Raw genomic sequence first — 20,943 nt, 5'->3', positions numbered from 1 at the left:
ATACAATAATTCTCGAAAGGCGCCACATGCGACGAAAAGCCACAGTGGAAAGGGCTTACGACGAATGAAACAAGCGCTTGAGAAAATGGATTGACCTGCGCCGTCCGCCGTGAATACACTCTGCGCAAAGCCACTTGTATACAATTACAAAACGTAAAGAGGCACAAAACCATGAGCAAAATGAGAGCAATCGAAGCCGCCGTTCTGGTGATGCGCCGTGAAGGGGTCGATACCGCTTTTGGCATCCCGGGTGCCGCCATCAACCCGCTGTACTCCGCCCTGCAAAAGGTCGGCGGCATCGATCACGTACTCGCTCGCCACGTTGAAGGCGCCTCGCACATGGCCGAGGGCTACACCCGCACCAAGGCCGGCAACATCGGCGTGTGCATCGGTACTTCCGGCCCTGCAGGCACCGACATGGTCACCGGGCTCTACAGCGCCTCGGCCGACTCGATTCCAATCCTCTGCATCACAGGCCAGGCACCCCGCGCCCGTATGCACAAGGAAGATTTCCAGGCTGTCGACATCACCAGCATCGTCAAGCCAGTCACCAAGTGGGCGACCACTGTTCTGGAACCGGGCCAGGTGCCTTACGCGTTCCAGAAAGCCTTCTATGAAATGCGCTCCGGCCGTCCAGGCCCGGTGCTGATCGACCTGCCGTTCGACGTTCAAATGGCGGAAATCGAATTCGACATCGACGCTTACCAGCCACTGCCACTGGCCAAGCCGACCGCTAGCCGGGTTCAGGTCGAGAAGGCCCTGGCCTTGCTGGATCAGGCCGAGCGTCCATTGCTGGTGGCCGGTGGCGGCATCATCAACGCCGACGCCAGCGACCTGCTGGTGGAGTTCGCCGAGCTGACCGGTATTCCGGTGATCCCGACCCTGATGGGCTGGGGCACCATCCCGGACGATCACCCACTGATGGTGGGCATGGTTGGCTTGCAGACCTCGCACCGCTACGGCAACGCGACCATGCTCAAGTCGGACGTGGTGCTGGGCATCGGTAACCGTTGGGCCAACCGTCACACCGGTTCGGTTGACGTCTACACCGAAGGCCGCAAGTTCATCCACGTCGACATCGAAGGCACTCAGATCGGCCGCGTGTTCACCCCGGACCTGGGCATCGTTTCCGACGCCGCTGCCGCGCTGACCGTGTTCATCGAAGTCGCTCGCGAATGGCAAGCCGCCGGCAAACTGAAAAACCGCAGCGCCTGGCTGCAAGACTGCCAGCAGCGTAAAGCCAGCCTGCAGCGCAAGACTCACTTCGACAACGTGCCGGTCAAGCCGCAACGCGTTTACGAAGAGATGAACCAGGTGTTCGGCAAAGACACCTGCTACGTCAGCACCATCGGTCTGTCGCAGATTGCCGGCGCGCAATTCCTGCACGTCTACAAGCCGCGTCACTGGATCAACTGCGGTCAGGCAGGCCCTCTGGGCTGGACCATTCCGGCAGCGCTGGGCGTAGTCAAGGCTGATCCGAACCGTAAAGTCGTGGCCCTGTCGGGGGACTATGACTTCCAGTTCATGATCGAGGAATTGGCGGTGGGCGCGCAGTTCAAGCTGCCGTACATCCATGTCGTGGTGAACAACTCGTACCTGGGCCTGATCCGCCAGGCGCAACGCGGTTTCGACATGGACTACTGCGTGCAGCTGTCCTTCGACAACCTGAACGCGCCTGAACTCAACGGCTACGGTGTGGACCACGTCGCGGTGGCCGAAGGCCTCGGCTGCAAGGCACTGCGCGTATTCGAACCGGCTCAGATCCAGCCTGCCCTGCGTAAGGCTCAGGAACTGATCGAAGAGTTCAAGGTGCCAGTGATCGTCGAGATCATCCTGGAGCGCGTGACCAACATTTCCATGGGCACCGAGATCAACGCCGTCAACGAATTCGAAGACCTGGCGCTGGTCGGCAACGACGCACCAACCGCGATTTCGCTGCTGGACTAACTGCTGACCGCTCTCCCTGTGGGAGCGGGCTTACTCGCGAAGGCGGTCTGACATTCACCATTGATGTCGACTGACACTCCGCCTTCGCGAGCAAGCCCGCTCCCACAAGGGACTTCATACATATACGGGAGACCACCATGCCGCGTTTCGCAGCCAACCTGTCCATGCTGTTCACCGAACAGGACTTTCTTGCCCGTTTCGAAGCGGCCGCCAAAGCCGGCTTCAGTGGTGTCGAGTACCTGTTCCCGTACGACTTCAGCTCCGCCGAAATCAAGGCCAAGCTCGACGCCAACGGTCTGACTCAAGTGCTGTTCAATCTGCCGGCCGGTGACTGGGCCAAGGGCGAGCGCGGTATCGCGTGCCTGCCGGACCGGGTTGAGGAGTTCCGTGCCGGTGTCGATCTGGCCATCGCCTACGCGCAAGTGCTGGGCAACACACAGGTCAACTGCCTGGCCGGTATCCGGCCGCAGGGCTTTGACGATGCCACCGTGGAGAAAACCTTCGTCGCCAACCTCAAGTACGCGGCCGACAAGCTGCAAGCGGCGGGCATCAAGCTGGTGATGGAAGCGATCAACACCCGTGACATTCCAGGTTTCTATCTGAACAACACGGCGCAAGCCCTGTCGATTCGCGAGCAGGTCGGCAGCGCCAACCTGTTCCTGCAATACGACATCTACCACATGCAAATCATGGAAGGCGACCTGGCCCGCACCCTGCAATCGCACCTGGGCGAGATCAACCATGTGCAGCTCGCGGACAACCCGGGGCGCAACGAACCAGGCACCGGTGAAATCAACTACCGCTTCCTGTTCGAACACCTGGACCGCATCGGGTATCAGGGCTGGGTCGGTTGCGAATACAAGCCGCTGACCACCACCGAAGCGGGCCTGGGCTGGCTCAAAACCCATAACGCAATCTGAGATTGAAGTTGTGCCCTTGTGGCGAGGGGGCTTGCCCCCGTTCGGCTGCGAAGCAGTCGTAGCGCTGCACCCGCGCCTCAACTGACGAAAACAATTGGGGCCGCTTCGCGACCCAACGGGGGCAAGCCCCCTCGCCACAAAGAGCTCATCGGCCCAAAACCGGGAGCAACACAAAAACAAGAGGATCTTCTCATGGCTAAAATCGGATTTATCGGCACCGGCATCATGGGCCACCCAATGGCGTTGAACCTGCAGAAAGCCGGTCACAGCCTGTTCCTGTCGGCGCACCACGACGCCGCCCCTGCCGACCTGGTCGCCGCTGGCGCCGTTGCTCTGGCGAACCCGAAAGAAGTCGCCCAGGAAGCCGAGTTCATCATCGTCATGGTGCCGGATACCCCGCAGGTCGACGACGTGCTGTTCCGCGCCGATGGCATTGCCGCCGGTGTTGGCAAAGGCAAAGTGGTGATCGACATGAGCTCGATCTCGCCGACCGCCACCAAGGCTTTCGCCGCGAAGATCAACGAAAAAGGCGCGCAATACCTCGACGCTCCGGTGTCCGGTGGTGAAGTCGGCGCCAAGGCGGCGACCCTGAGCATCATGGTCGGCGGCGATGCCGACGCCTTCGAACGCGCCCTGCCGCTGTTCCAGGCCATGGGCAAGAACATCACTCTGGTCGGTGGCAACGGCGACGGTCAAACCGCCAAGGTGGCCAACCAGATCATCGTGGCCCTGAACATCCAGGCGGTGGCCGAAGCCCTGCTGTTCGCTTCGAAAAACGGTGCCGACCCAGCCAAGGTGCGTGAAGCACTGATGGGCGGTTTCGCTTCCTCGAAGATCCTCGAAGTGCACGGCGAGCGCATGATCAAGGGCACCTTCGATCCAGGCTTCCGCATCAGCCTGCACCAGAAGGACCTGAACCTGGCCCTGCAAGGCGCCAAGGAACTGAACATCAACCTGCCGAACACCGCCAACACCCAGCAAGTGTTCAGCACCTGCGCGGCCATCGGTGGCAGCAACTGGGACCACTCGGCGCTGATCAAGGGCCTGGAACACATGGCGAACTTCTCGATTCGCGACAAAAAATAATCTGCGCCTCTGGCTCGCTCCCTGTGGGAGCGGGCTTGCCCGCGATGGCATCGATGCGGTTTTCCTGAATGACCGCGGCGCCTGAATCGCTGGCAAGCCAGCTCCCACAGGACCGTGTCGCAACACCTGCTGTCGTCTTATCCCAATAACAAGAATTCCGGGAGCCCGCCATGTCGGTCGATCCGCAACAATTGCTGCGCGAGCTGTTTGCCACAGCCATCGACGCGGCGCATCCGCAACAAGTCCTCGAAGCCCATCTGCCTGCCGACCGCAGCGGTCGCGTCATTGTCATCGGCGCCGGCAAAGCCGCAGCCGCCATGGCACAGGTGGTCGAGCGCTGCTGGCAGGGTGAAGTGTCAGGCCTGGTGGTGACCCGTTACGGTCACGGCGCACCTTGCGAAAAAATCGAAGTGGTCGAAGCCGCGCACCCGGTACCGGACGCCGCCGGCCTGGCCGTGGCCAAGCGTGTGCTGGAACTGGTCAGCGACCTCAACGAATCCGACCGCGTGATCTTCCTGCTCTCCGGTGGTGGCTCTGCCCTGCTGGCACTGCCGGCCGAAGGCATCACCCTGGCCGACAAGCAGTCGATCAACAAAGCCCTGCTCAAGTCCGGCGCGACCATCGGCGAGATGAACTGCGTGCGCAAGCACCTCTCGGCGATCAAGGGCGGCCGCCTGGGCAAAGCCTGCTGGCCGGCCACTGTCTACACCTATGCGATTTCCGATGTACCGGGCGACCTCGCCACGGTCATCGCCTCTGGCCCTACCGTGGCCGACCCGAGCACCTCGGCCGAAGCCCTGGCGATCCTCAAGCGTTATGCCATCGAGGTTCCGGCCTCGGTGCGCACCTGGCTGCAAAGCCCCGAATCGGAAACCGTTAAACCCGGCGACCCGAGCCTGGCACGCAGTCACTTCCAATTGATCGCCCGTCCGCAGCAATCCCTTGAAGCGGCGGCAGTGAAATGCCGTCAGGCCGGGTTCAGTCCGCTGATCCTCGGCGACCTCGAAGGCGAATCCCGCGAGGTGGCGAAGGTCCACGCCGGCATCGCGCGACAGATCGTCCTGCACGGTCAGCCACTGGCGGCGCCCTGCGTGATTCTCTCGGGCGGTGAAACCACCGTCACCGTGCGCGGCAATGGCCGTGGCGGGCGCAACGCCGAGTTCCTGCTGAGCCTGACCGACAGCCTCAAAGGCCTGCCCGGCGTCTACGCACTGGCCGGTGACACCGACGGCATCGACGGCTCGGAAGACAACGCCGGCGCAATCATGACCCCGGACAGCTACGCCCGCGCCGCCGCAAAGGGCCTGAGCGCCAGCGACGAGTTGGACAACAACAACGGTTACGGCTACTTCGAGGCACTCGACGCCCTGATCGTCACCGAGCCGACCCGAACCAACGTCAACGACTTCCGCGCCATTCTGATCCTTGAGAGCACTAAACATGACGCCTGACAAAAAGGTCAAAATCCTCGCTACGCTCGGCCCGGCCATCGACGGCATCGACGACATCCGTGAGCTGGTGCTGGCCGGGGTCAACATCTTCCGCCTGAACTTCAGCCATGGCGATCACGCCGACCACGCCCAGCGTTTCCAGTGGATTCGTGAAGTCGAGCGCCAACTGAATTATCCATTGGGCATTCTGATGGACCTTCAAGGCCCGAAACTGCGGGTTGGCAAATTCGCCGAAGGCAAGGTGCAACTGGTACGCGGCCAGGCCCTGCGCCTGGACCTCGATGCCACGCCGGGTGATGAGCGCCGGGGCAACCTGCCCCACCCGGAAATCATCGCCGCGCTGGAGCCGGGCATGGACCTGCTGCTGGACGACGGCAAGTTGCGCCTGCGGGTCGTGACCAAGTACGCCGACGCCATCGACACCACCGTGCTCAATGGCGGCGAACTGTCGGACCGCAAAGGCGTGAACGTGCCGCAAGCGGTGCTCGACCTGAGCCCGCTGACCGCCAAGGATCGCCGCGACTTGACCTTCGGTCTGGAGCTGGGCGTGGACTGGGTGGCACTGTCGTTCGTGCAACGTCCGGACGACATCCGCGAAGCCCGCAGCCTGATCGGCGACAAGGCCTTCCTGATGGCCAAGATCGAGAAGCCCTCGGCGGTCGAACAACTGCGCGAAATCGCCGAATTGAGTGATGCGATCATGGTCGCCCGCGGTGACCTGGGCGTGGAAGTGCCGGCCGAAAGCGTGCCGCAGATCCAGAAGAACATCATCAGCACCTGCCGCCAGCTCGGCAAACCGGTGGTGGTGGCCACGCAGATGCTGGAGTCGATGCGCTTCTCGCCGGCGCCCACCCGCGCCGAAGTCACAGACGTCGCCAACGCCGTGGCCGAAGGTGCGGATGCGGTGATGCTGTCGGCGGAAACCGCGTCCGGCGAATACCCGCTCGAAGCCGTGCAGATGATGAGCAAGATCATCCGCCAGGTGGAAAACGGTCCGGACTACCAGACTCAACTCGACGTCAGCCGACCGAAAGCCGAAGCCACCGTTTCCGACGCGATCAGCTGCGCCATTCGCCGTATCAGCAACGTGCTGCCGGTGGCGGTGCTGGTCAATTACAGCGAATCCGGCGCGTCGAGCCTGCGTGCGGCGCGGGAGCGGCCGACCGTGCCGATCCTCAACCTGACGCCGAACCTGCAGACCGCCCGTCGCCTGAGCGTGGCGTGGGGTGTGCACTCGGTGGTCAACGATCGCCTGCGCCAGGTCGATGAAGTCTGCTCCACAGCGCTGGAGATCGCCCAGGCCCAAGGCATGGCGCAGCGTGGCGACACCTTATTGATCACCGCCGGTGTGCCCTTTGGGCAGCCGGGATCGACTAACTCTCTGCGTATCGAGACATTGATCTAGCGCCCATACCGGCCTCATCGCGAGCAAGCTCGCTCCCACAGTTGATTTGTGTACGGCACAAATACAATGACTGAGCAAAGACTCAATGTGGGAGCGAGCTTGCTCGCGATGCAGGCAACTCGGTTTCATTGACTTTCAGAACTGCCATGCCTGCCAATCACTTCAACACCCACTGCCCCGACTGGGCCGAAGCCTTGCTCAACGGCTTCAGCCAGATCTTTCTCCAGCGTAATCCGCTGTGCGGCCTGCTGTGTCTGTTGGCCATTTTGTTCACTGCGCCCGCCTTGCTGGGCGGCGCCTTGCTCGGCGGTGTCGCCGGGTTGTTCACCGCGCAACGTCGCAACTACGCCAAGGCTGACCGTCAGGCCGGGTTGTTCAGCTACAACGGCGTTCTGCTCGGTCTGTTGCTGAGCCTGTACTTCCCCTGGTCGGCGATGATGCCGCCGCTGATTCTGGCCGCCGGTGGCCTGAGCGCGATGTTCACCCAGCAGTGGCTCAAGCGCGTCCGCCTCAGCCAATACCTCCCCGCCTACACCACGCCATTCGTGGTGCTGAGCTGGGTGTTGCTGTGCTTCGCCACGCCCTCGACAGAGGCGCACTTGATCGAGGTCAGCACCCTGAACATGCTCGCCGCCCCTTTCATAGGCATCGGCCAGGTGATGTTCCTCGGTCATCCGCTGGCCGGTGCGATGATTGCCGCCGGTTTGCTGATCGCTGATCGCCGCGCCTTCTGCTGGGCGTTGTTGGCGTCTGTCGCGGGCATGGGCTGGAGCCTGCTGCAGCACGACTTCTACACCGCACTGCTGGGTCTCGGCGGCTACAACGCCGTACTCGCCGCCCTCGCCTTCAGCTCGCAGCGTCGCCAACCGTGGCTGCCGCTGGTTGGCATCGGCCTGGCGCTGTTGCTGACGCCGGTGTTTGCCGCCATTGGTCTGCCCACGCTGACCGCGCCGTTCATTCTTGGCTGCTGGCTGATCCGCACGGTTGTTCAGATGCTCGGCAAAGCCCGGGTCGAAAGCGCGCCTTGCGCTACCGGGGAGAATCAACCTAGGCTGCGCTGATCATCGAGTCAGGCGTTATCCATGGACAGCAACAAACACTGGCGTGAAGATCTTTACGTCATGATTTTCCAGACCGACACCCAGGCGGGCCGGCGCTTCGACGGCATCCTGCTGTTGATCATCCTCGCCAGCCTGGTGATCGTGATGCTCGACAGCATCGACAGCATTCACCGCAACTACGCCGATGTACTCGCCTATATCGAGTGGGGCTTCACGGTGATCTTCCTCGGCGAATACATCCTGCGCCTGTACTGCTCGCCCAAACCCCTGCGCTACGCCTTCAGCTTTTACGGACTGGTGGACCTGCTGGCCATCGTGCCCGGCATCCTCGCGCTGTATTACGCCGATGCGCAGTATCTGCTGATTATCCGGATCATCCGCATGCTGCGGATTTTCCGCGTACTCAAGCTCAGCCCTTATCTCAAGCAAGCCAACTACCTGATGTCGGCGCTGCGCGGCAGCAAGCAGAAAATCGTGGTGTTCCTGGTCAGCGTCTGCACGCTGGTGACGGTATTCGGCACGCTGATGTATGTGATCGAAGGCCCGGAACACGGCTTCACCAGCATTCCCAAAGGCATCTATTGGGCTATCGTGACACTGACCACCGTGGGCTTCGGCGACATCGTGCCAAAGACGCCGCTGGGCCAGGTTGTTTCGTCGCTGGTGATGATCACCGGTTACTCGATCATCGCCGTGCCAACCGGGATTTTCACTGCTGAACTGGCCAACGCCATGCGCGGCGATCAGCTTCAACACGACTGTCCGGTGTGCAAGAAAAACAGCCACGAACACGGTGCTGCATTCTGCTCCCGTTGCGGCAATGCACTGTTCAAAAAACTGGAATAAGCAAAGAGCTTTTTAATCTTTAAAGGACTAAACGACCCCGGCTATAGTCGCGTGCTTTAAAACCAACAAATAACCCGTAGGAGCTGCCGCAGGCTGCGATCTTTTGATTTTTCGTTTTTTAAAAGCAAGATCAAAAGATCGCAGCCTTCGGCAGCTCCTACATAGAACAGGGAATTCGCAGTGAAAAAACTCTTTGGCGCCTCACTTCTCGCCGCTGGCCTGGCCCTGGGCAACATCGCCCAGGCTGCACCGACGCTGCTCAACGTTTCCTACGACGTGATGCGCGATTTCTACAAGGACTACAACACTGCGTTCCAGAAACACTGGCAAGCCGAGCACAACGAAAACATCACCCTGCAGATGTCCTTCGGCGGCTCCAGCAAACAGGCGCGCTCGGTGATCGACGGTCTGCCGGCGGATGTCATCACCATGAACATGGCCACCGACATCAATGCCCTGGCGGACAACGGCAAACTGGTTCCGGAGAACTGGGTCACGCGCCTGCCGAACAACAGCGCGCCGTTCACCTCGGCCACCGTGTTCATCGTGCGCAAGGGCAACCCGAAAGCCCTGAAAGACTGGCCGGACCTGCTCAAGGATGGCGTGCAAGTCATCGTGCCGAACCCGAAGACTTCGGGGAACGGTCGCTACACCTACCTGTCGGCCTGGGGCTACGTGCTGAAAAACGGCGGTGACGAGAACAAGGCCAAAGACTTCGTCGGCAAGCTGTTCAAGCAAGCGCCGGTACTCGATACCGGTGGCCGCGCCGCCACCACCACCTTCATGACCAACCAGATCGGCGACGTGCTGGTGACCTTCGAGAACGAAGCGGAAATGATCGCCCGCGAGTTCGGCCGTGATCAGTTCGAAGTCATCTACCCTAGCGTTTCCGCCGAAGCCGAGCCACCGGTGTCGGTGGTCGATAAAACCGTCGACAAGAAAGGCACCCGCGCCGCCGCCGAGGAATACCTGAAGTACCTGTGGTCGCCGCAAGGCCAGGAGATCGCTGCCGCCAATTACCTGCGCCCGCGTGACCCGGCCGTGCTGGCCAAGTACACCGACCGTTTCCCGAAAGTGGACTTCCTGTCCGTCGAGAAGACCTTCGGTGACTGGCGTACCGTGCAGAAGACCCACTTCAACGATGGCGGGATTTTCGACCAGATTTATGCGCAATAAACACCTGTAGGAGCGAGCTTGCTCGCGATGGACGTCAACGATAATGCGTTTTTTCTGAATAAACGCGTTGACCGTGACTCCATCGCGAGCAGGCTCGCTCCTACAGTCAAGGCCATTCGGCGGACGACACACGCGTCCGCCAGTCATTCCGCAATGGAATGATAGCTATCACTCCAATCCCGCTTCCGCCGTTTCAGTCAGCCCGTTAGCCTGCGCGCATTCCTTTCCGTACAGCGAGACCCGTTATGAACCCAGCGACCCAGGCGCCCCGCGGCACCACGACAATGACCCGAAGCATGGTGCTGCTGTTCGCCTTCTGCTGCGGCGCCATTGTCGCCAACATCTACTACGCCCAGCCGATCATCGGCCTGATCGCCCCGGACATCGGCCTGACCAACACCATGGCCAGCCTGATCGTTTCCCTGACTCAGATCGGCTATGCGCTGGGGCTGTTTTTCCTGGTGCCGCTGGGGGATCTGCTGGAGAACCGCCGGTTGATGATCATCACCACCCTGGTGGCGATTGCCAGCCTGCTGGGTGCGGCGTTCACCGATCAGCCGAACGTGTTCCTGCTGATTTCACTGTTGGTGGGGTTCAGCTCGGTTTCGGTGCAGATCCTGATTCCACTGGCCGCACACCTGGCGCCGGAGGAAACCCGTGGCCGTGTGGTGGGCGGGATCATGGGCGGTTTGCTGCTCGGCATTCTGCTGGCCCGGCCGGTGTCCAGCGTGGTGGCCGACCACTTCGGGTGGCGCGCGATGTTTGTGATTGCCGCGGTGTTGATGGCGGCCATCAGCATCGTGCTGGCCATGACCATTCCCAAGCGTGAGCCTGATCACAGCGCCTCCTATGGCCAGTTGCTGGGCTCGCTGTGGACGCTGCTGCGCAAGCAACCGGTGCTGCGTCAGCGGGCGTTTTACCAGGGCTGCATGTTTGCCACTTTCAGCCTGTTCTGGACCGCCGTACCGCTGGAGTTGGCGCGCAATCACGGTTTGTCGCAAAGCGAAATCGCGATTTTCGCCCTGGTCGGGGCCATCGGCGCCATCGCCGCCCCGATCGCCGGACGCCTGGCCGATGCCGGCCACACCCGCATCGCGTCGTTGCTGGCCCTGCTGTTCGCCAGCCTGAGTTTTATGCCGGCGTTCATCCATCCGGCCTACAGCGTCATCGGCCTGGCCGTGACCGGTGTGGTGCTGGACTTCTGCGTACAGATGAACATGGTCCTCGGCCAGCGTGCGGTGTACGCCCTCGACGGCAAAAGCCGCAGCCGCCTGAATGCGCTGTACATGACCAGCATCTTCATCGGCGGCGCCTTCGGTTCTTCGGTGGCCAGCGCAGTGTACGAACAGGGCGGCTGGTTGTGGATCGTGATCGTCGGTAGTGCATTTCCGCTGCTGGCGTTGTTGCGGTTCTTGAGTGTTTCACCAAAGGCATCGTTGGCGACGGCTTGAAACCGTTGACTTGCGACATCCTCTAGATTTTGCACAAGGACCCTCAATGGACCGCCTCGGCGCAATGGAAACCTTCGTCTACGTGGTGGAAACCGGCTCGTTTTCCGCCGCGGCACGACGCCTGAACATCGGCCAGCCGGCCGTGTCGAAAACCATCGCGCAACTCGAATCACGTCTGGCAGTGCGATTGTTGCTGCGCTCGACTCGCGGCCTGACGCCCACCGAAGCCGGGCTGGCCTTTTTCGAGCGGGCCAAGCGTGCCATCGAAGAAGCCGACGAGGCCGACAACGCCGCACGGGGTTGCGCCAGCGGGCTGAGTGGCAACCTGCGTATCTGCGCGGCGGTCACCTTCGGCCGGCTGCACATCGTTCCGCACCTGGGGCCCTTCCTGGAGCAACACCCGGAGCTGAACATCGACCTGATGCTCGACGATCGCAATGTCAATCTGGTGGAAGAAGGCGTCGATATCGCCCTGCGCATGGGCGCGCTGAGCGACTCGGGCCTGACTGCGTGCAAGATCGCCGAATGCCGGCGCATGGTACTGGGTACACCGGCGTACTTCGAAAAACACGACGCCCCCACCTGCCCCGCCGACCTGTGCAAGCATCAGGCAATCGTCTACACCCTCGGTGACGGTGCCAGTTGGCAGTTCAACAAGGCCGGCGAGGAGCGATCGGTGACCGTCAGCGGCCGCATCCGTGTCAACGCCGCCGAAGGCCTGCGTGAAGCCGTGCTGGCCCATCAAGGACTGACCATGGCCTCGCAATGGATGTTCGCGCCGGAACTGGCCGACGGTTCGGTCCGGGAAGTGATGAAGGACTGGGCAGTGCCGAACCAGGACCTGTGGGCTGTGTTCCCTACAGGCAGGATGGCCAGCGCCAAGGCTCGGGCGTTTGTGGAGTATGTGCAGGGGTTGTTGAAGAACGAGGTTTGAAAGCCAGGCGTTTCGTTTATTGCGATTTTCGATTAATTCGAATAGCCTGTTGAAATCGATTATTCTGAAATTGGAAGCCGTCATGTCGACCGTCATTCATCCGCCAATCAATTTGCCCGCAAAACACGAAATACAGGCCGCGATCGAGGGGCAACGCACCCTGGCTGCCTATCTCGCCACCCGGTTCGAAACTCAGCACATCCAGATATTCGATGAGCAGAACGAAGCGCATAACATCGAACTGCCCACCTCGGCGCTCCGTTTGCTAGTCGATATTCTGGCGGAACTCGCGGCCGGTAACGCTGTGAAAGTAGTTCCGGTTCACGCTGAACTGACTACGCAAGAAGCGGCAGACCTGCTCAATGTCTCACGTCCACACCTGATCAAACTGCTCGAATCCGGCGAACTGTCCTACCACAAAACCGGCAAGCACCGACGTGTGCGTTTTGCCGACTTGATGGACTATAAAAACCGGCGCGACACCGCCAGCGAGCAGGCAATGATGCTTCTCGCCGAGCAGGCACAGGCGTTAAGGACAGGATACGAGTGAGGCACTCTTCATTTACCGCTGTATATGACGCTTGCGTGCTTTACCCCGCGCCCTTGCGAGACTTTCTGATGTGGCTAGCGCTCTCCGGGCTTTTCAGGGCGAAATGGTCAGTGGCAATACACGATGAATGGAAACGCAATCTGCTGAAAAACCGCCCGGATCTCAACGCCACGCAATTGAATCGCACCTGCGAGCTAATGGATCTGGCGATTCCCGACGCCTGCGTGTCGGGGTACGAAGCTTTGATACAAGCACTGACGCTGCCCGACGCGGATGACCGACATGTCCTGGCGGCTGCCATTCGTTGCAACGCCAGCGTCATTGTCACCTTCAACCAGAAAGACTTCCCCCGCACCGCGTTGCAACCTTATGGCATCGAGGCCCAGCACCCCGACGAATTCGTCAATGACCTTTTCGACCTGGATCCGGCAGCAGTGGTCGCCGCGGCACAACGACAGCGCAAGCAACTGAAGGCCCCACCGATGAACACTGACACTTATCTCGATCTATTGTTACGTCAAGGCCTGGTTCAGTCGGTCAAGGCATTGAACAGTTTCCGGGCAATGCTTTGAAAATCACCACGATGCTCTATCAACCACGCATCCAGGGTGTGCCCGACACGGGTCAACACCAGCGGCTTCGGCTGCAACTCGACGATGCACTGCAACGTCAGGCACATGGGGATTGCTCGTCAATACAGGCCAGCAAGTGTTCGACCGTGGACTCCAGCGGCCCGGAGTTGTCGAGCAGGAGTACGGCCGGGTCGTCGGCCAGCAGCCGCTCGCTGAATCGCGCATTGCGCGCCAGACGCTGATCGATCTCGATCAACGATTCTCGTCCGCGCGCCAGCAAGCGATGGCGCAGTACCGTTTGATCCACAGTCAACAACAGCACCAACACGTCTGGATAGCGCAGGCGCGTGCTCTGCAAATGCCCCCGAGAGCCATTGACCAGCACGTCCTCGCCAGCGGCCAGCCAATCGTCGATTTCCCGCGGGATGCCATAGGACAACCCATTGGCGTGCCAGCTCAGGGCAAACGCGCCCTGAGCTTCCATATCTGCAAACTGCTGCGCACTGACACCCAGCGCCGCCTCACCCACGGCTTCGGCCGAGCGGGTAATGACCCGCCTCACGATACGACAGCCGCGTTCGGCCAACCGCGTTCGTGCGGCATCCAGCAGGCTGTCCTTGCCCGAACCTGAAGGCCCGATGAGATAGATCAACCTGCCCGCCATCAAACCATCCTCTTCATTTGTCGCCACACTTGCTGGACCACCGGCAAACCATCCTGACGGCGCTTGCACCCGATCAGCCCGCTGGCCTGGCGAATGATCCATCACCTGCACCCGTTGCACCAGCAGGTTTTCCACCCGATCACGGTATAGGCTCAGGGTGTTCGACCAGTGCCGGTTAAAAACTGTTACCTATGTGCTTGAACTGTTTTGTTACCTATGTGGGTGAGTCATACCCTGCAACCTTGGACTTTGATTTTTGACAATGTCGAAGACGCGGAAGATCAAGATCAGAAGATCGCAGCCTGCGGCAGCTCCTACAGGGGGAGTGCATTTAGCCGAAGAGCAGGTTTGCCCCCACAGTGGGTCGGCGTACACAAACGCTCTTCACCACTCAACAGGCCGAGCGTTAGCTCGCCTGCCGCTCTTGATCTTGATCCACCCGCCCCCTCGGCAGGCTGAGCGGAGGTGTTCATCCGGGGATGGGCGCGCAGCGCCGTTCGACGCAGTCGAACTCATTGCATGTAGGTCGAAGCGAAGCCGACCGGAGGGCAATGTCCCCGGATGAATACCGCAGCGAAGGTACCCCGAGCCTCAGCGAGGGGCCGTACGTAAGGGGCGAGCGTTTTTTGCTTCCTTTTTTAGGCGCTTGTAAAAAAGGGAGTCGCCGTCAGGGCGAAACCATAAGCCGCCGTTACCGAAGAAACGGATATGTACACAGTCAACAAAGACAGGTCGGCTGTCAGGCCGCCTTCGCGAGCAAGCCCGCTCCCACAGGGGTTCAACATTGGCCCGGCAATCACATTTCAGCAGGCACAAAAAAGGCGACCCGAAAGTCGCCCTGGTGCCTCACTGCCCGAACTGCCGTCCCAGCCCACCCGGTACACCGTGAATATCAGTCTCCTCCCAAGGCCCTTTCGGACTGATCGACCGGCTCCAGCCATTATCCCAGCGGTAATAGGTACGCTGGCGATAAAAGGTATTGGGCTGATCATCAAGCACATAAACCCCAAGCTTCGGATCCCAATGGCTATTGCCCCCCGGTGGTGGCGCAAAGCTGGCGGACGTGCGCGGCAGCGGCTTGGAGGGTTTTACCGGAACAGACGGCTTGCTCGGTACCGGCGACGTCGATGGCGTGGGGCTGGGCTGCGACCGCGGAATCGGCGGCGGAGCCGTTTGCTCCGGTGGTCGCTGGACCGCACAAGCGCTTAACCCCAAAACGACGCTGAGCAGGGCAATACGAGCGATAGCGGTCATGGTAGCGTTTTCCTGTTATTTGTCCGGACTGTCGATGGTCAGTGTTTGCGGCGCGGTGGTGCTGCTGGCCAAAGGCTGGCTGCGACCAATCCACTCGCCGGCGGTCGGTTTGCCGGCACGGGAAATGCGCGCAACCAGTTGGACTTCAGGGAAGTTCGACAGTTTCAATTGCGGCATCATCGCGTCGGCATCGCTCAGCTCGACGGTCACCGGCAGGTCGGCCACGGTCATGCGCTTGACCGCCAGCGGGGCCGGCGGACCGGAGACAGCGCGGGCGAAGATGAACACGCTGTCGCCCGGCTGGACCTTGGTTTTGAGCTCCGCAGCCAGATCGACGCTGACCTTGAGCAACGCCGCGGTCTTGGCCGCCGGTGCTTGCGCAACCTTGCCACCACTGGCCACCAGTTTCTCCGTGGCCCGGGTGATCCCGCCTTGCAGCGCCTCCCGGGACGGGTCGTTCGGCGGCAACTGCGCCAACAGGCGATTCCAGTAATCGATGGCGTCCTGATAACGCTCGCCTTCAAACGCGGCAATGCCGAGCAGGCCGAGGCTGGTGACTTCTTTCGGATCGGCCTTGAGCGCTTCGTCGGTCAGGGCCTGGACCTTGTCCGACCACTTCTTGCCATCGGCGAAGTACTGGGCCTGGGCCCATTGACCGAGCAGCTCGGGCTGACGACCGGCCAGGTTCACCGTGCGCTCGAACATCTTCGCTGCGTCCGCCGGGCGATCCTGCGCCATGTAGGTACGACCGAGGAAGTACATGCCTTCGGCGGAATCCGGTTGAGCGGCGACCACACGCTCCAGGCGTTGGGTCATTTCTTCCATCGACTTGGGTGCCTGGGAGAATTCACGGGTCAGTTCGACCTTGTCGCTGGCGCCGTAATGCATGTACAGCCCCAGGCCCAGCACCGGCACCAGAACGGCCGCCAGCAACGGCAAGGGTTTACCCAGTCGCGACGCCCGCGGCGCTTCGACGCCTTCGGTGTCCGCCAGCAACTCACGGGCGGCTTCGGCGCGACCGGCGTCCATTTGCGCCGCATCGAGCACGCCCTCTTCCTGCTGAGTCTGCAACTCAGCCACGCGCTCCTGATAAAGCGCGACGTTCAAGGCGGTACGATCCTCTTCACGCTGGGCACGACGGCTGCGCAAAACCGGGATCAACAGAAAACTCAGGGCAACCAGAAGCAGCAGACCTGCAGCGAGCCAGAAATCAATCATTCTTGGTTTTATCCAACAGGTGGTCGAGGCGCGAGCGCTCCTCGGCAGACAGCGAGCCCGGGGTGCCGGCGCGTTGCACGCGACGACGGCGGACGATCACCGCAATGATCACGACACCCCCCAGCAACAGGCCGGCGGGGCCGAACCAGAGCAAGGCAGTCTTGGCGTTCAACGCAGGTTTGTAGCGGACGAAGTCACCGTAGCGGTCGACCATGAAGTCGATGATCTGCTGGTTGTCCTTGCCTTCGCCGATCATGCGGAAAATCTCTTTGCGCAGGTCGGCGGCAATCGGTGCGTTGGAATCGGCAATGTCCTGGTTCTGGCACTTGGGGCAACGCAGCTCCTTGGTCAGCTCGCGAAAACGCTCGCGGTCACCTTCCTTGGCAAACTCATAGGTGTCGATGGCCGCGTGAGCCACACCGGCCATACTCAAGCCCAGGACAGCGGCAGCAATCCAGCGCTTCATGGCTTGGCCTCGTCGACCAGCGCCTGGTACTTGCCCGCCAGTTTTTCGCGCCAGACCTGCTCGTCGATCACACCGACGAACTTGTCACGGATGATGCCCTTGGCGTCGATGAAGAAGGTTTCCGGCGCGCCGTACACGCCGAGGTTCAGGCCCAGCGAGCCTTCGTCATCACGGATGTCCAGCACATACGGGTTGTGGAAGTCCGTCAGCCACTTCAAGGCATCGGCGTTGACGTCCTTGTAGTTGATGCCGTAGATCACCACGCCCTGCTTGGCCAGCTTGTTCAGCACCGGGTGCTCGACCCGGCAGGAAATGCACCAGGTGCCCCAGACGTTGACCAGCGCCGGCTTGCCCAGAATGTCGGCACGGGTCAGGGTCTTGTCGCCCTGCACCGACGGCAGGGAAAACTCCGGAAACGGCTTGTTGATCATGGCCGAAGGCAACTCGGCCGGATCCAGGTACAACCCACGGTAGAGAAACACGGCAACCACCAGAAAAATCGCCAGTGGCAACAACATCAACCAACGCTTCATGCAGTGGCTCCCGACATGCCCAGTGCTTCGCGCACGCGGCTTTTGACCTTGACCCGATAACGCCGATCCAGCGCCGCCAGCAACCCACCTGCACCTGTCAGCAAACCACCGAACCAGATCCAGCGCACGAACGGCTTGACGTGTACGCGCACAGCCCAGGCGCCGTTACCCAGCGGTTCACCTAGGGCGACATAGAGGTCGCGGGTGAAACCGGCGTCGATGCCGGCTTCGGTCATCACCGAGTTCTGCACGGTGTACAGGCGTTTTTCCGGGTGCAGCACGCTGATTTCCTTGCCGTTGCGGATCACCCGGACGGTGCCCTTGTCGGACGTGAAGTTCGGGCCTTCGAAGTGCTTGGCGCCTTCGAAGATGAAGTGATAACCGGCCAGGTCCATGGACTCGCCCGGCGCCAGGCGCAGGTCGCGCTCGGCACTGTTCTGGCTCGACAGCACGACACCCAGCGCACACACGGCAATACCAAGGTGTGCGATCTGCATGCCCCAGTAGCTGCGGGTCAGGGTGGGCAAGCCTTTGATCAGGCCTTTGTGGCGGGTCTTGTCGACAATGTCACGCGCACCGGCCAACAGCACCCAGGCGGCAAGCATGAAGGTCGCGAGCACTGCCCAGTTGAAGTCCCCGTACGCGACGCCAGCCACCACGGCCATGGCCGCACTGCCGAGCAATACCGGCGTCAGCATGCTCAGCAGCCATTTCACCGGGGTGTCTTTCCAGCGCACGATCACGCCGACCGCCATCACCACCATCAACAACGCCATCAACGGAATGAACAGCGCGTTGAAGTACGGCGGGCCGACCGACAGCTTGGCGCCGGTCATGGCATCGAGAATCAGTGGGTACAAGGTGCCCAGCAGGATCATCGAGGCGGCCACCACCAGCACCAGGTTGTTGCCCAGCAGCAGGGTTTCCCGGGACCACAGGTTGAAGCCGACCTGGCTCTTGACCACCGGCGCGCGCAGGGCGAACAACGTCAATGAACCGCCGACCACGAACAGCAGGAAAATCAGGATGAACACGCCGCGCTCCGGATCGGAGGCAAAGGCGTGCACCGAGGTCAACACGCCGGAGCGCACGAGGAAGGTGCCCAGCAAGCTCAACGAGAACGCAGCGATGGCCAGCAAAACCGTCCAGCTCTTGAACACGCCACGTTTTTCCGTGACCGCCAGCGAGTGAATCAGCGCGGTACCCACCAGCCATGGCATGAACGAGGCGTTTTCCACCGGGTCCCAGAACCACCAGCCACCCCAGCCGAGTTCGTAGTACGCCCACCACGAACCGAGGGTGATGCCGATGCCGAGGAACGCCCAGGCCACGATCGTCCACGGACGCGACCAGCGCGCCCACGCGGCATCCAGGCGACCGCCCATCAGCGCAGCGATGGCGAAGGCGAAGGCCACCGAGAAACCGACGTAGCCCATGTACAGCATCGGCGGGTGCACGATCAGGCCGATGTCTTGCAGCAAGGGGTTGAGGTCGGCACCGTCGCTGGGCATTTGCGGCAGGATGCGTTTGAACGGATTGGAGGTCATGATCAGGAACAGCAGGAAACCAGTGCTGATCATGCCCATCACCGCCAGCACACGGGCCAGCATGACCTGTGGCAACTGCCGGGAGAACACCGACACCGCGAAGGTCCAGCCACCGAGAATCAAGGCCCACAACAGCAAGGAACCCTCGTGGGCACCCCACACCGCACTGAACTTGTAGTACCACGGCAAGGCGCTGTTGGAGTTGTTGGCCACATAGGCCACGGAGAAGTCATCGACCATGAAGGCGTAGGTCAGGCAACCGAAGGCAAACAGCAGAAAGCTGAACTGCCCCCACGCGGCCGGCTGGGCCAGGCTCATCCACAGCCGGTCACCGCGCCAGGCACCGAACAGCGGCACCACGGCCTGGGCCAGGGCGAAGCACAGGGCCAGGATCATCGCCAGATGGCCAAGCTCGGGAATAAAGATGCCGGATGTCATGGATCAACCCTCCTTCGCGGGCGTTGGCGCCGATTGACCGCTGTCTTTCAACGCCTTGGTCACTTCCGGCGGCATGTACTTCTCGTCGTGCTTGGCCAGCACTTCATCGGCCACCACCACGCCATCGGCATTGAGCTTGCCCAGGGCGACGATGCCCTGCCCTTCGCGGAACAGGTCCGGAAGGATGCCGCGATAGGTGATGGTCACGGATTTGTTGAAGTCGGTGACGACGAACTTCACGTCCAGCGAGTCGCCAGAACGCTGCAAGGAACCGGCCTCGACCATGCCACCGGCACGGATGCGCGTGTCATGGGGGGCTTCGCCGTTGGCGATCTGGGTCGGTGTGTAAAACAGGTTGATGTTCTGCTGCAGGGCGCTCAGGGCCAGGCCGACGGCAGCGCCGACCCCGACCAGGATCGCGAGAATGATGATAAGACGCTTTTTGCGCAGCGGATTCACTTGCCGTTCTCCCGGCGCAGACGACGCGCCTCTTGTTGCAGATACCGCTTGCGGGCCAGGATCGGCGCCGCCACGTTGAGGGCCAATACCGCCAGGCAGATGCCATAGGCTGACCAGACATACAGGCCATGATGACCCATGGCGATGAAGTCGCCGAATGAAGCAAAACTCATCGAGCGACCTCCAGGCTGTTTTCCACTTCGGCCTTGACCCAACTGGCCCGGGCTTCGCGCTTGAGCACTTCAAGACGCATGCGCAGCAACAGCACCGCGCCGAAGAAACAGTAGAAACCCAGCGCCGTCAGCAGCAATGGCAGCCACATCTCGGCAGGCATTGCCGGTTTTTCGGTGAGGGTGAAGGTCGCGCCCTGGTGCAGGGTGTTCCACCACTCCACCGAGTACTTGATGATCGGGATGTTGATCACGCCGACGATCGCCAGCACCGCACAGGCCTTGGCCGCGCTGTCACGATTGCTGATCGCGTTGCCCAGCGCAATGAGACCGAAGTACAGGAACAGCAGGATAAGCATGGACGTCAGGCGTGCATCCCAGACCCACCACGAGCCCCAGGTCGGTTTGCCCCAGATCGCCCCGGTGACCAGCGCCACGGCAGTCATCCACGCACCGATGGGGGCCGCGCACTGCAGGGCGACGTCGGCCAGTTTCATCTTCCACACCAGCCCGACGATGCCGCACACCGCCAGCATCACATAGATGGACTGCGCCAGCATGGCGGCCGGAACGTGGATATAGATGATGCGGAAGCTGTTGCCCTGCTGGTAGTCCGGCGGCGCGAAGGCCAGGCCCCAGACCACGCCAACGCTGATCAGCAGCAACGCCGCAACGCTCAGCCAGGGCAACATTTTGCCGCTGATGCCGTAAAACCATTTGGGCGAGCCGAGCTTGTGAAACCACGTCCAGTTCATACTGTTTCCATCACGGTTGCTCTTTACTGTGAAGAGCCAG

Annotated in this window: 22 protein-coding genes; 12 read left to right on the top strand and 10 right to left on the bottom strand. The window is 61.3% G+C overall.

The window, feature by feature from the left end:
• The first annotated feature begins 171 nt into the window (after positions 1-171).
• From gcl to Q8X48_RS06300, 12 genes are all read left to right on the top strand, one after another.
• The gene (gcl, locus tag Q8X48_RS06355) at positions 172-1,947 is read left to right on the top strand and encodes a glyoxylate carboligase (protein WP_015096202.1); all 1,776 of its coding nucleotides are present in this window, start codon (positions 172-174) and stop codon (positions 1,945-1,947) included.
• Between the two features lie 137 nt (positions 1,948-2,084).
• Positions 2,085-2,867: a hydroxypyruvate isomerase gene (hyi, locus tag Q8X48_RS06350; RefSeq protein WP_007971414.1), complete on the top strand. Its 783-nt coding sequence runs from the start codon at positions 2,085-2,087 to the stop codon at positions 2,865-2,867.
• Between the two features lie 192 nt (positions 2,868-3,059).
• Entirely contained in the window at positions 3,060-3,953 is an 894-nt protein-coding gene (locus Q8X48_RS06345) for a 2-hydroxy-3-oxopropionate reductase (RefSeq protein ID WP_095963879.1), read from the top strand.
• 170 nt (positions 3,954-4,123) lie between these two features.
• Positions 4,124-5,404, top strand: coding sequence for a glycerate kinase type-2 family protein (locus Q8X48_RS06340; RefSeq protein WP_007971416.1), 1,281 nt, complete (start codon positions 4,124-4,126; stop codon positions 5,402-5,404).
• Positions 5,394-6,809: a pyruvate kinase gene (gene pyk, locus Q8X48_RS06335; protein ID WP_407799458.1), complete on the top strand. Its 1,416-nt coding sequence runs from the start codon at positions 5,394-5,396 to the stop codon at positions 6,807-6,809. Before Q8X48_RS06340 ends, pyk begins: the two co-directional genes overlap by 11 nt.
• Positions 6,810-6,955: 146 nt before the next feature.
• Complete coding sequence (locus Q8X48_RS06330) at positions 6,956-7,870, top strand: urea transporter (protein WP_407799457.1); 915 nt, start codon at positions 6,956-6,958, stop codon at positions 7,868-7,870.
• Positions 7,871-7,891: 21 nt separating this feature from the next.
• Positions 7,892-8,716, top strand: coding sequence for an ion transporter (locus Q8X48_RS06325; RefSeq protein WP_218475314.1), 825 nt, complete (start codon positions 7,892-7,894; stop codon positions 8,714-8,716).
• Between the two features lie 180 nt (positions 8,717-8,896).
• Positions 8,897-9,892 (top strand): sulfate ABC transporter substrate-binding protein, encoded by a 996-nt coding sequence (locus Q8X48_RS06320; protein WP_407799456.1) that lies wholly within the window; start codon positions 8,897-8,899, stop codon positions 9,890-9,892.
• Between the two features lie 245 nt (positions 9,893-10,137).
• Positions 10,138-11,343 (top strand): MFS transporter, encoded by a 1,206-nt coding sequence (locus Q8X48_RS06315; RefSeq protein ID WP_407799455.1) that lies wholly within the window; start codon positions 10,138-10,140, stop codon positions 11,341-11,343.
• A gap of 46 nt (positions 11,344-11,389) precedes the next feature.
• Complete coding sequence (locus tag Q8X48_RS06310) at positions 11,390-12,277, top strand: LysR family transcriptional regulator (RefSeq protein ID WP_407799454.1); 888 nt, start codon at positions 11,390-11,392, stop codon at positions 12,275-12,277.
• A gap of 82 nt (positions 12,278-12,359) precedes the next feature.
• Positions 12,360-12,827, top strand: a complete 468-nt coding sequence (locus Q8X48_RS06305; protein ID WP_095964055.1) for a helix-turn-helix domain-containing protein — start codon at positions 12,360-12,362, stop codon at positions 12,825-12,827.
• Positions 12,824-13,399 carry a PIN domain-containing protein gene (locus Q8X48_RS06300; RefSeq protein WP_407799453.1) on the top strand — a complete coding sequence of 192 codons (576 nt, stop codon included), beginning with the start codon at positions 12,824-12,826 and terminating at the stop codon, positions 13,397-13,399. The genes Q8X48_RS06305 and Q8X48_RS06300 overlap by 4 nt, the downstream gene beginning before the upstream one ends.
• Here the strand turns inward: Q8X48_RS06300 and Q8X48_RS06295 are convergent.
• From Q8X48_RS06295 to Q8X48_RS06250, 10 genes are all read right to left on the bottom strand, one after another.
• Positions 13,357-13,506, bottom strand: a complete 150-nt coding sequence (locus Q8X48_RS06295) for a hypothetical protein (protein WP_158467558.1) — start codon at positions 13,504-13,506, stop codon at positions 13,357-13,359. The two genes, Q8X48_RS06300 and Q8X48_RS06295, sit on opposite strands and share 43 nt — an antisense overlap.
• Positions 13,497-14,063: a phosphonate metabolism protein/1,5-bisphosphokinase (PRPP-forming) PhnN gene (gene phnN, locus Q8X48_RS06290; protein WP_407799451.1), complete on the bottom strand. Its 567-nt coding sequence runs from the start codon at positions 14,061-14,063 to the stop codon at positions 13,497-13,499. Before phnN ends, Q8X48_RS06295 begins: the two co-directional genes overlap by 10 nt.
• An 846-nt stretch (positions 14,064-14,909) precedes the next feature.
• The gene (locus tag Q8X48_RS06285) at positions 14,910-15,317 is read right to left on the bottom strand and encodes a hypothetical protein (RefSeq protein ID WP_007980770.1); all 408 of its coding nucleotides are present in this window, start codon (positions 15,315-15,317) and stop codon (positions 14,910-14,912) included.
• 15 nt (positions 15,318-15,332) lie between these two features.
• Complete coding sequence (ccmI, locus tag Q8X48_RS06280) at positions 15,333-16,535, bottom strand: c-type cytochrome biogenesis protein CcmI (RefSeq protein ID WP_217835971.1); 1,203 nt, start codon at positions 16,533-16,535, stop codon at positions 15,333-15,335.
• Complete coding sequence (locus Q8X48_RS06275; protein ID WP_407799450.1) at positions 16,528-17,001, bottom strand: cytochrome c-type biogenesis protein; 474 nt, start codon at positions 16,999-17,001, stop codon at positions 16,528-16,530. Before Q8X48_RS06275 ends, ccmI begins: the two co-directional genes overlap by 8 nt.
• The gene (locus Q8X48_RS06270) at positions 16,998-17,534 is read right to left on the bottom strand and encodes a DsbE family thiol:disulfide interchange protein (RefSeq protein WP_126046738.1); all 537 of its coding nucleotides are present in this window, start codon (positions 17,532-17,534) and stop codon (positions 16,998-17,000) included. The genes Q8X48_RS06275 and Q8X48_RS06270 overlap by 4 nt, the downstream gene beginning before the upstream one ends.
• Complete coding sequence (locus Q8X48_RS06265; RefSeq protein ID WP_007980762.1) at positions 17,531-19,519, bottom strand: heme lyase CcmF/NrfE family subunit; 1,989 nt, start codon at positions 19,517-19,519, stop codon at positions 17,531-17,533. The genes Q8X48_RS06270 and Q8X48_RS06265 overlap by 4 nt, the downstream gene beginning before the upstream one ends.
• A 3-nt stretch (positions 19,520-19,522) precedes the next feature.
• Entirely contained in the window at positions 19,523-19,978 is a 456-nt protein-coding gene (gene ccmE, locus Q8X48_RS06260) for a cytochrome c maturation protein CcmE (protein WP_007980760.1), read from the bottom strand.
• On the bottom strand, positions 19,975-20,151 hold the full coding sequence (gene ccmD / locus Q8X48_RS06255; protein WP_007980758.1) for a heme exporter protein CcmD: 177 nt from the start codon (positions 20,149-20,151) through the stop codon (positions 19,975-19,977). Before ccmD ends, ccmE begins: the two co-directional genes overlap by 4 nt.
• Entirely contained in the window at positions 20,148-20,903 is a 756-nt protein-coding gene (locus tag Q8X48_RS06250; protein WP_007980756.1) for a heme ABC transporter permease, read from the bottom strand. The genes ccmD and Q8X48_RS06250 overlap by 4 nt, the downstream gene beginning before the upstream one ends.
• Positions 20,904-20,943: the final 40 nt, after the last annotated feature.

Source organism: Pseudomonas sp. QLc11A (assembly GCF_052112305.1).
GTDB classification, from domain to species: domain Bacteria; phylum Pseudomonadota; class Gammaproteobacteria; order Pseudomonadales; family Pseudomonadaceae; genus Aquipseudomonas; species Aquipseudomonas laurylsulfatiphila.
The sequence above is the reverse complement of the archived record's forward strand: the minus strand, read 5'-3'. Positions and strand labels throughout refer to the sequence as shown.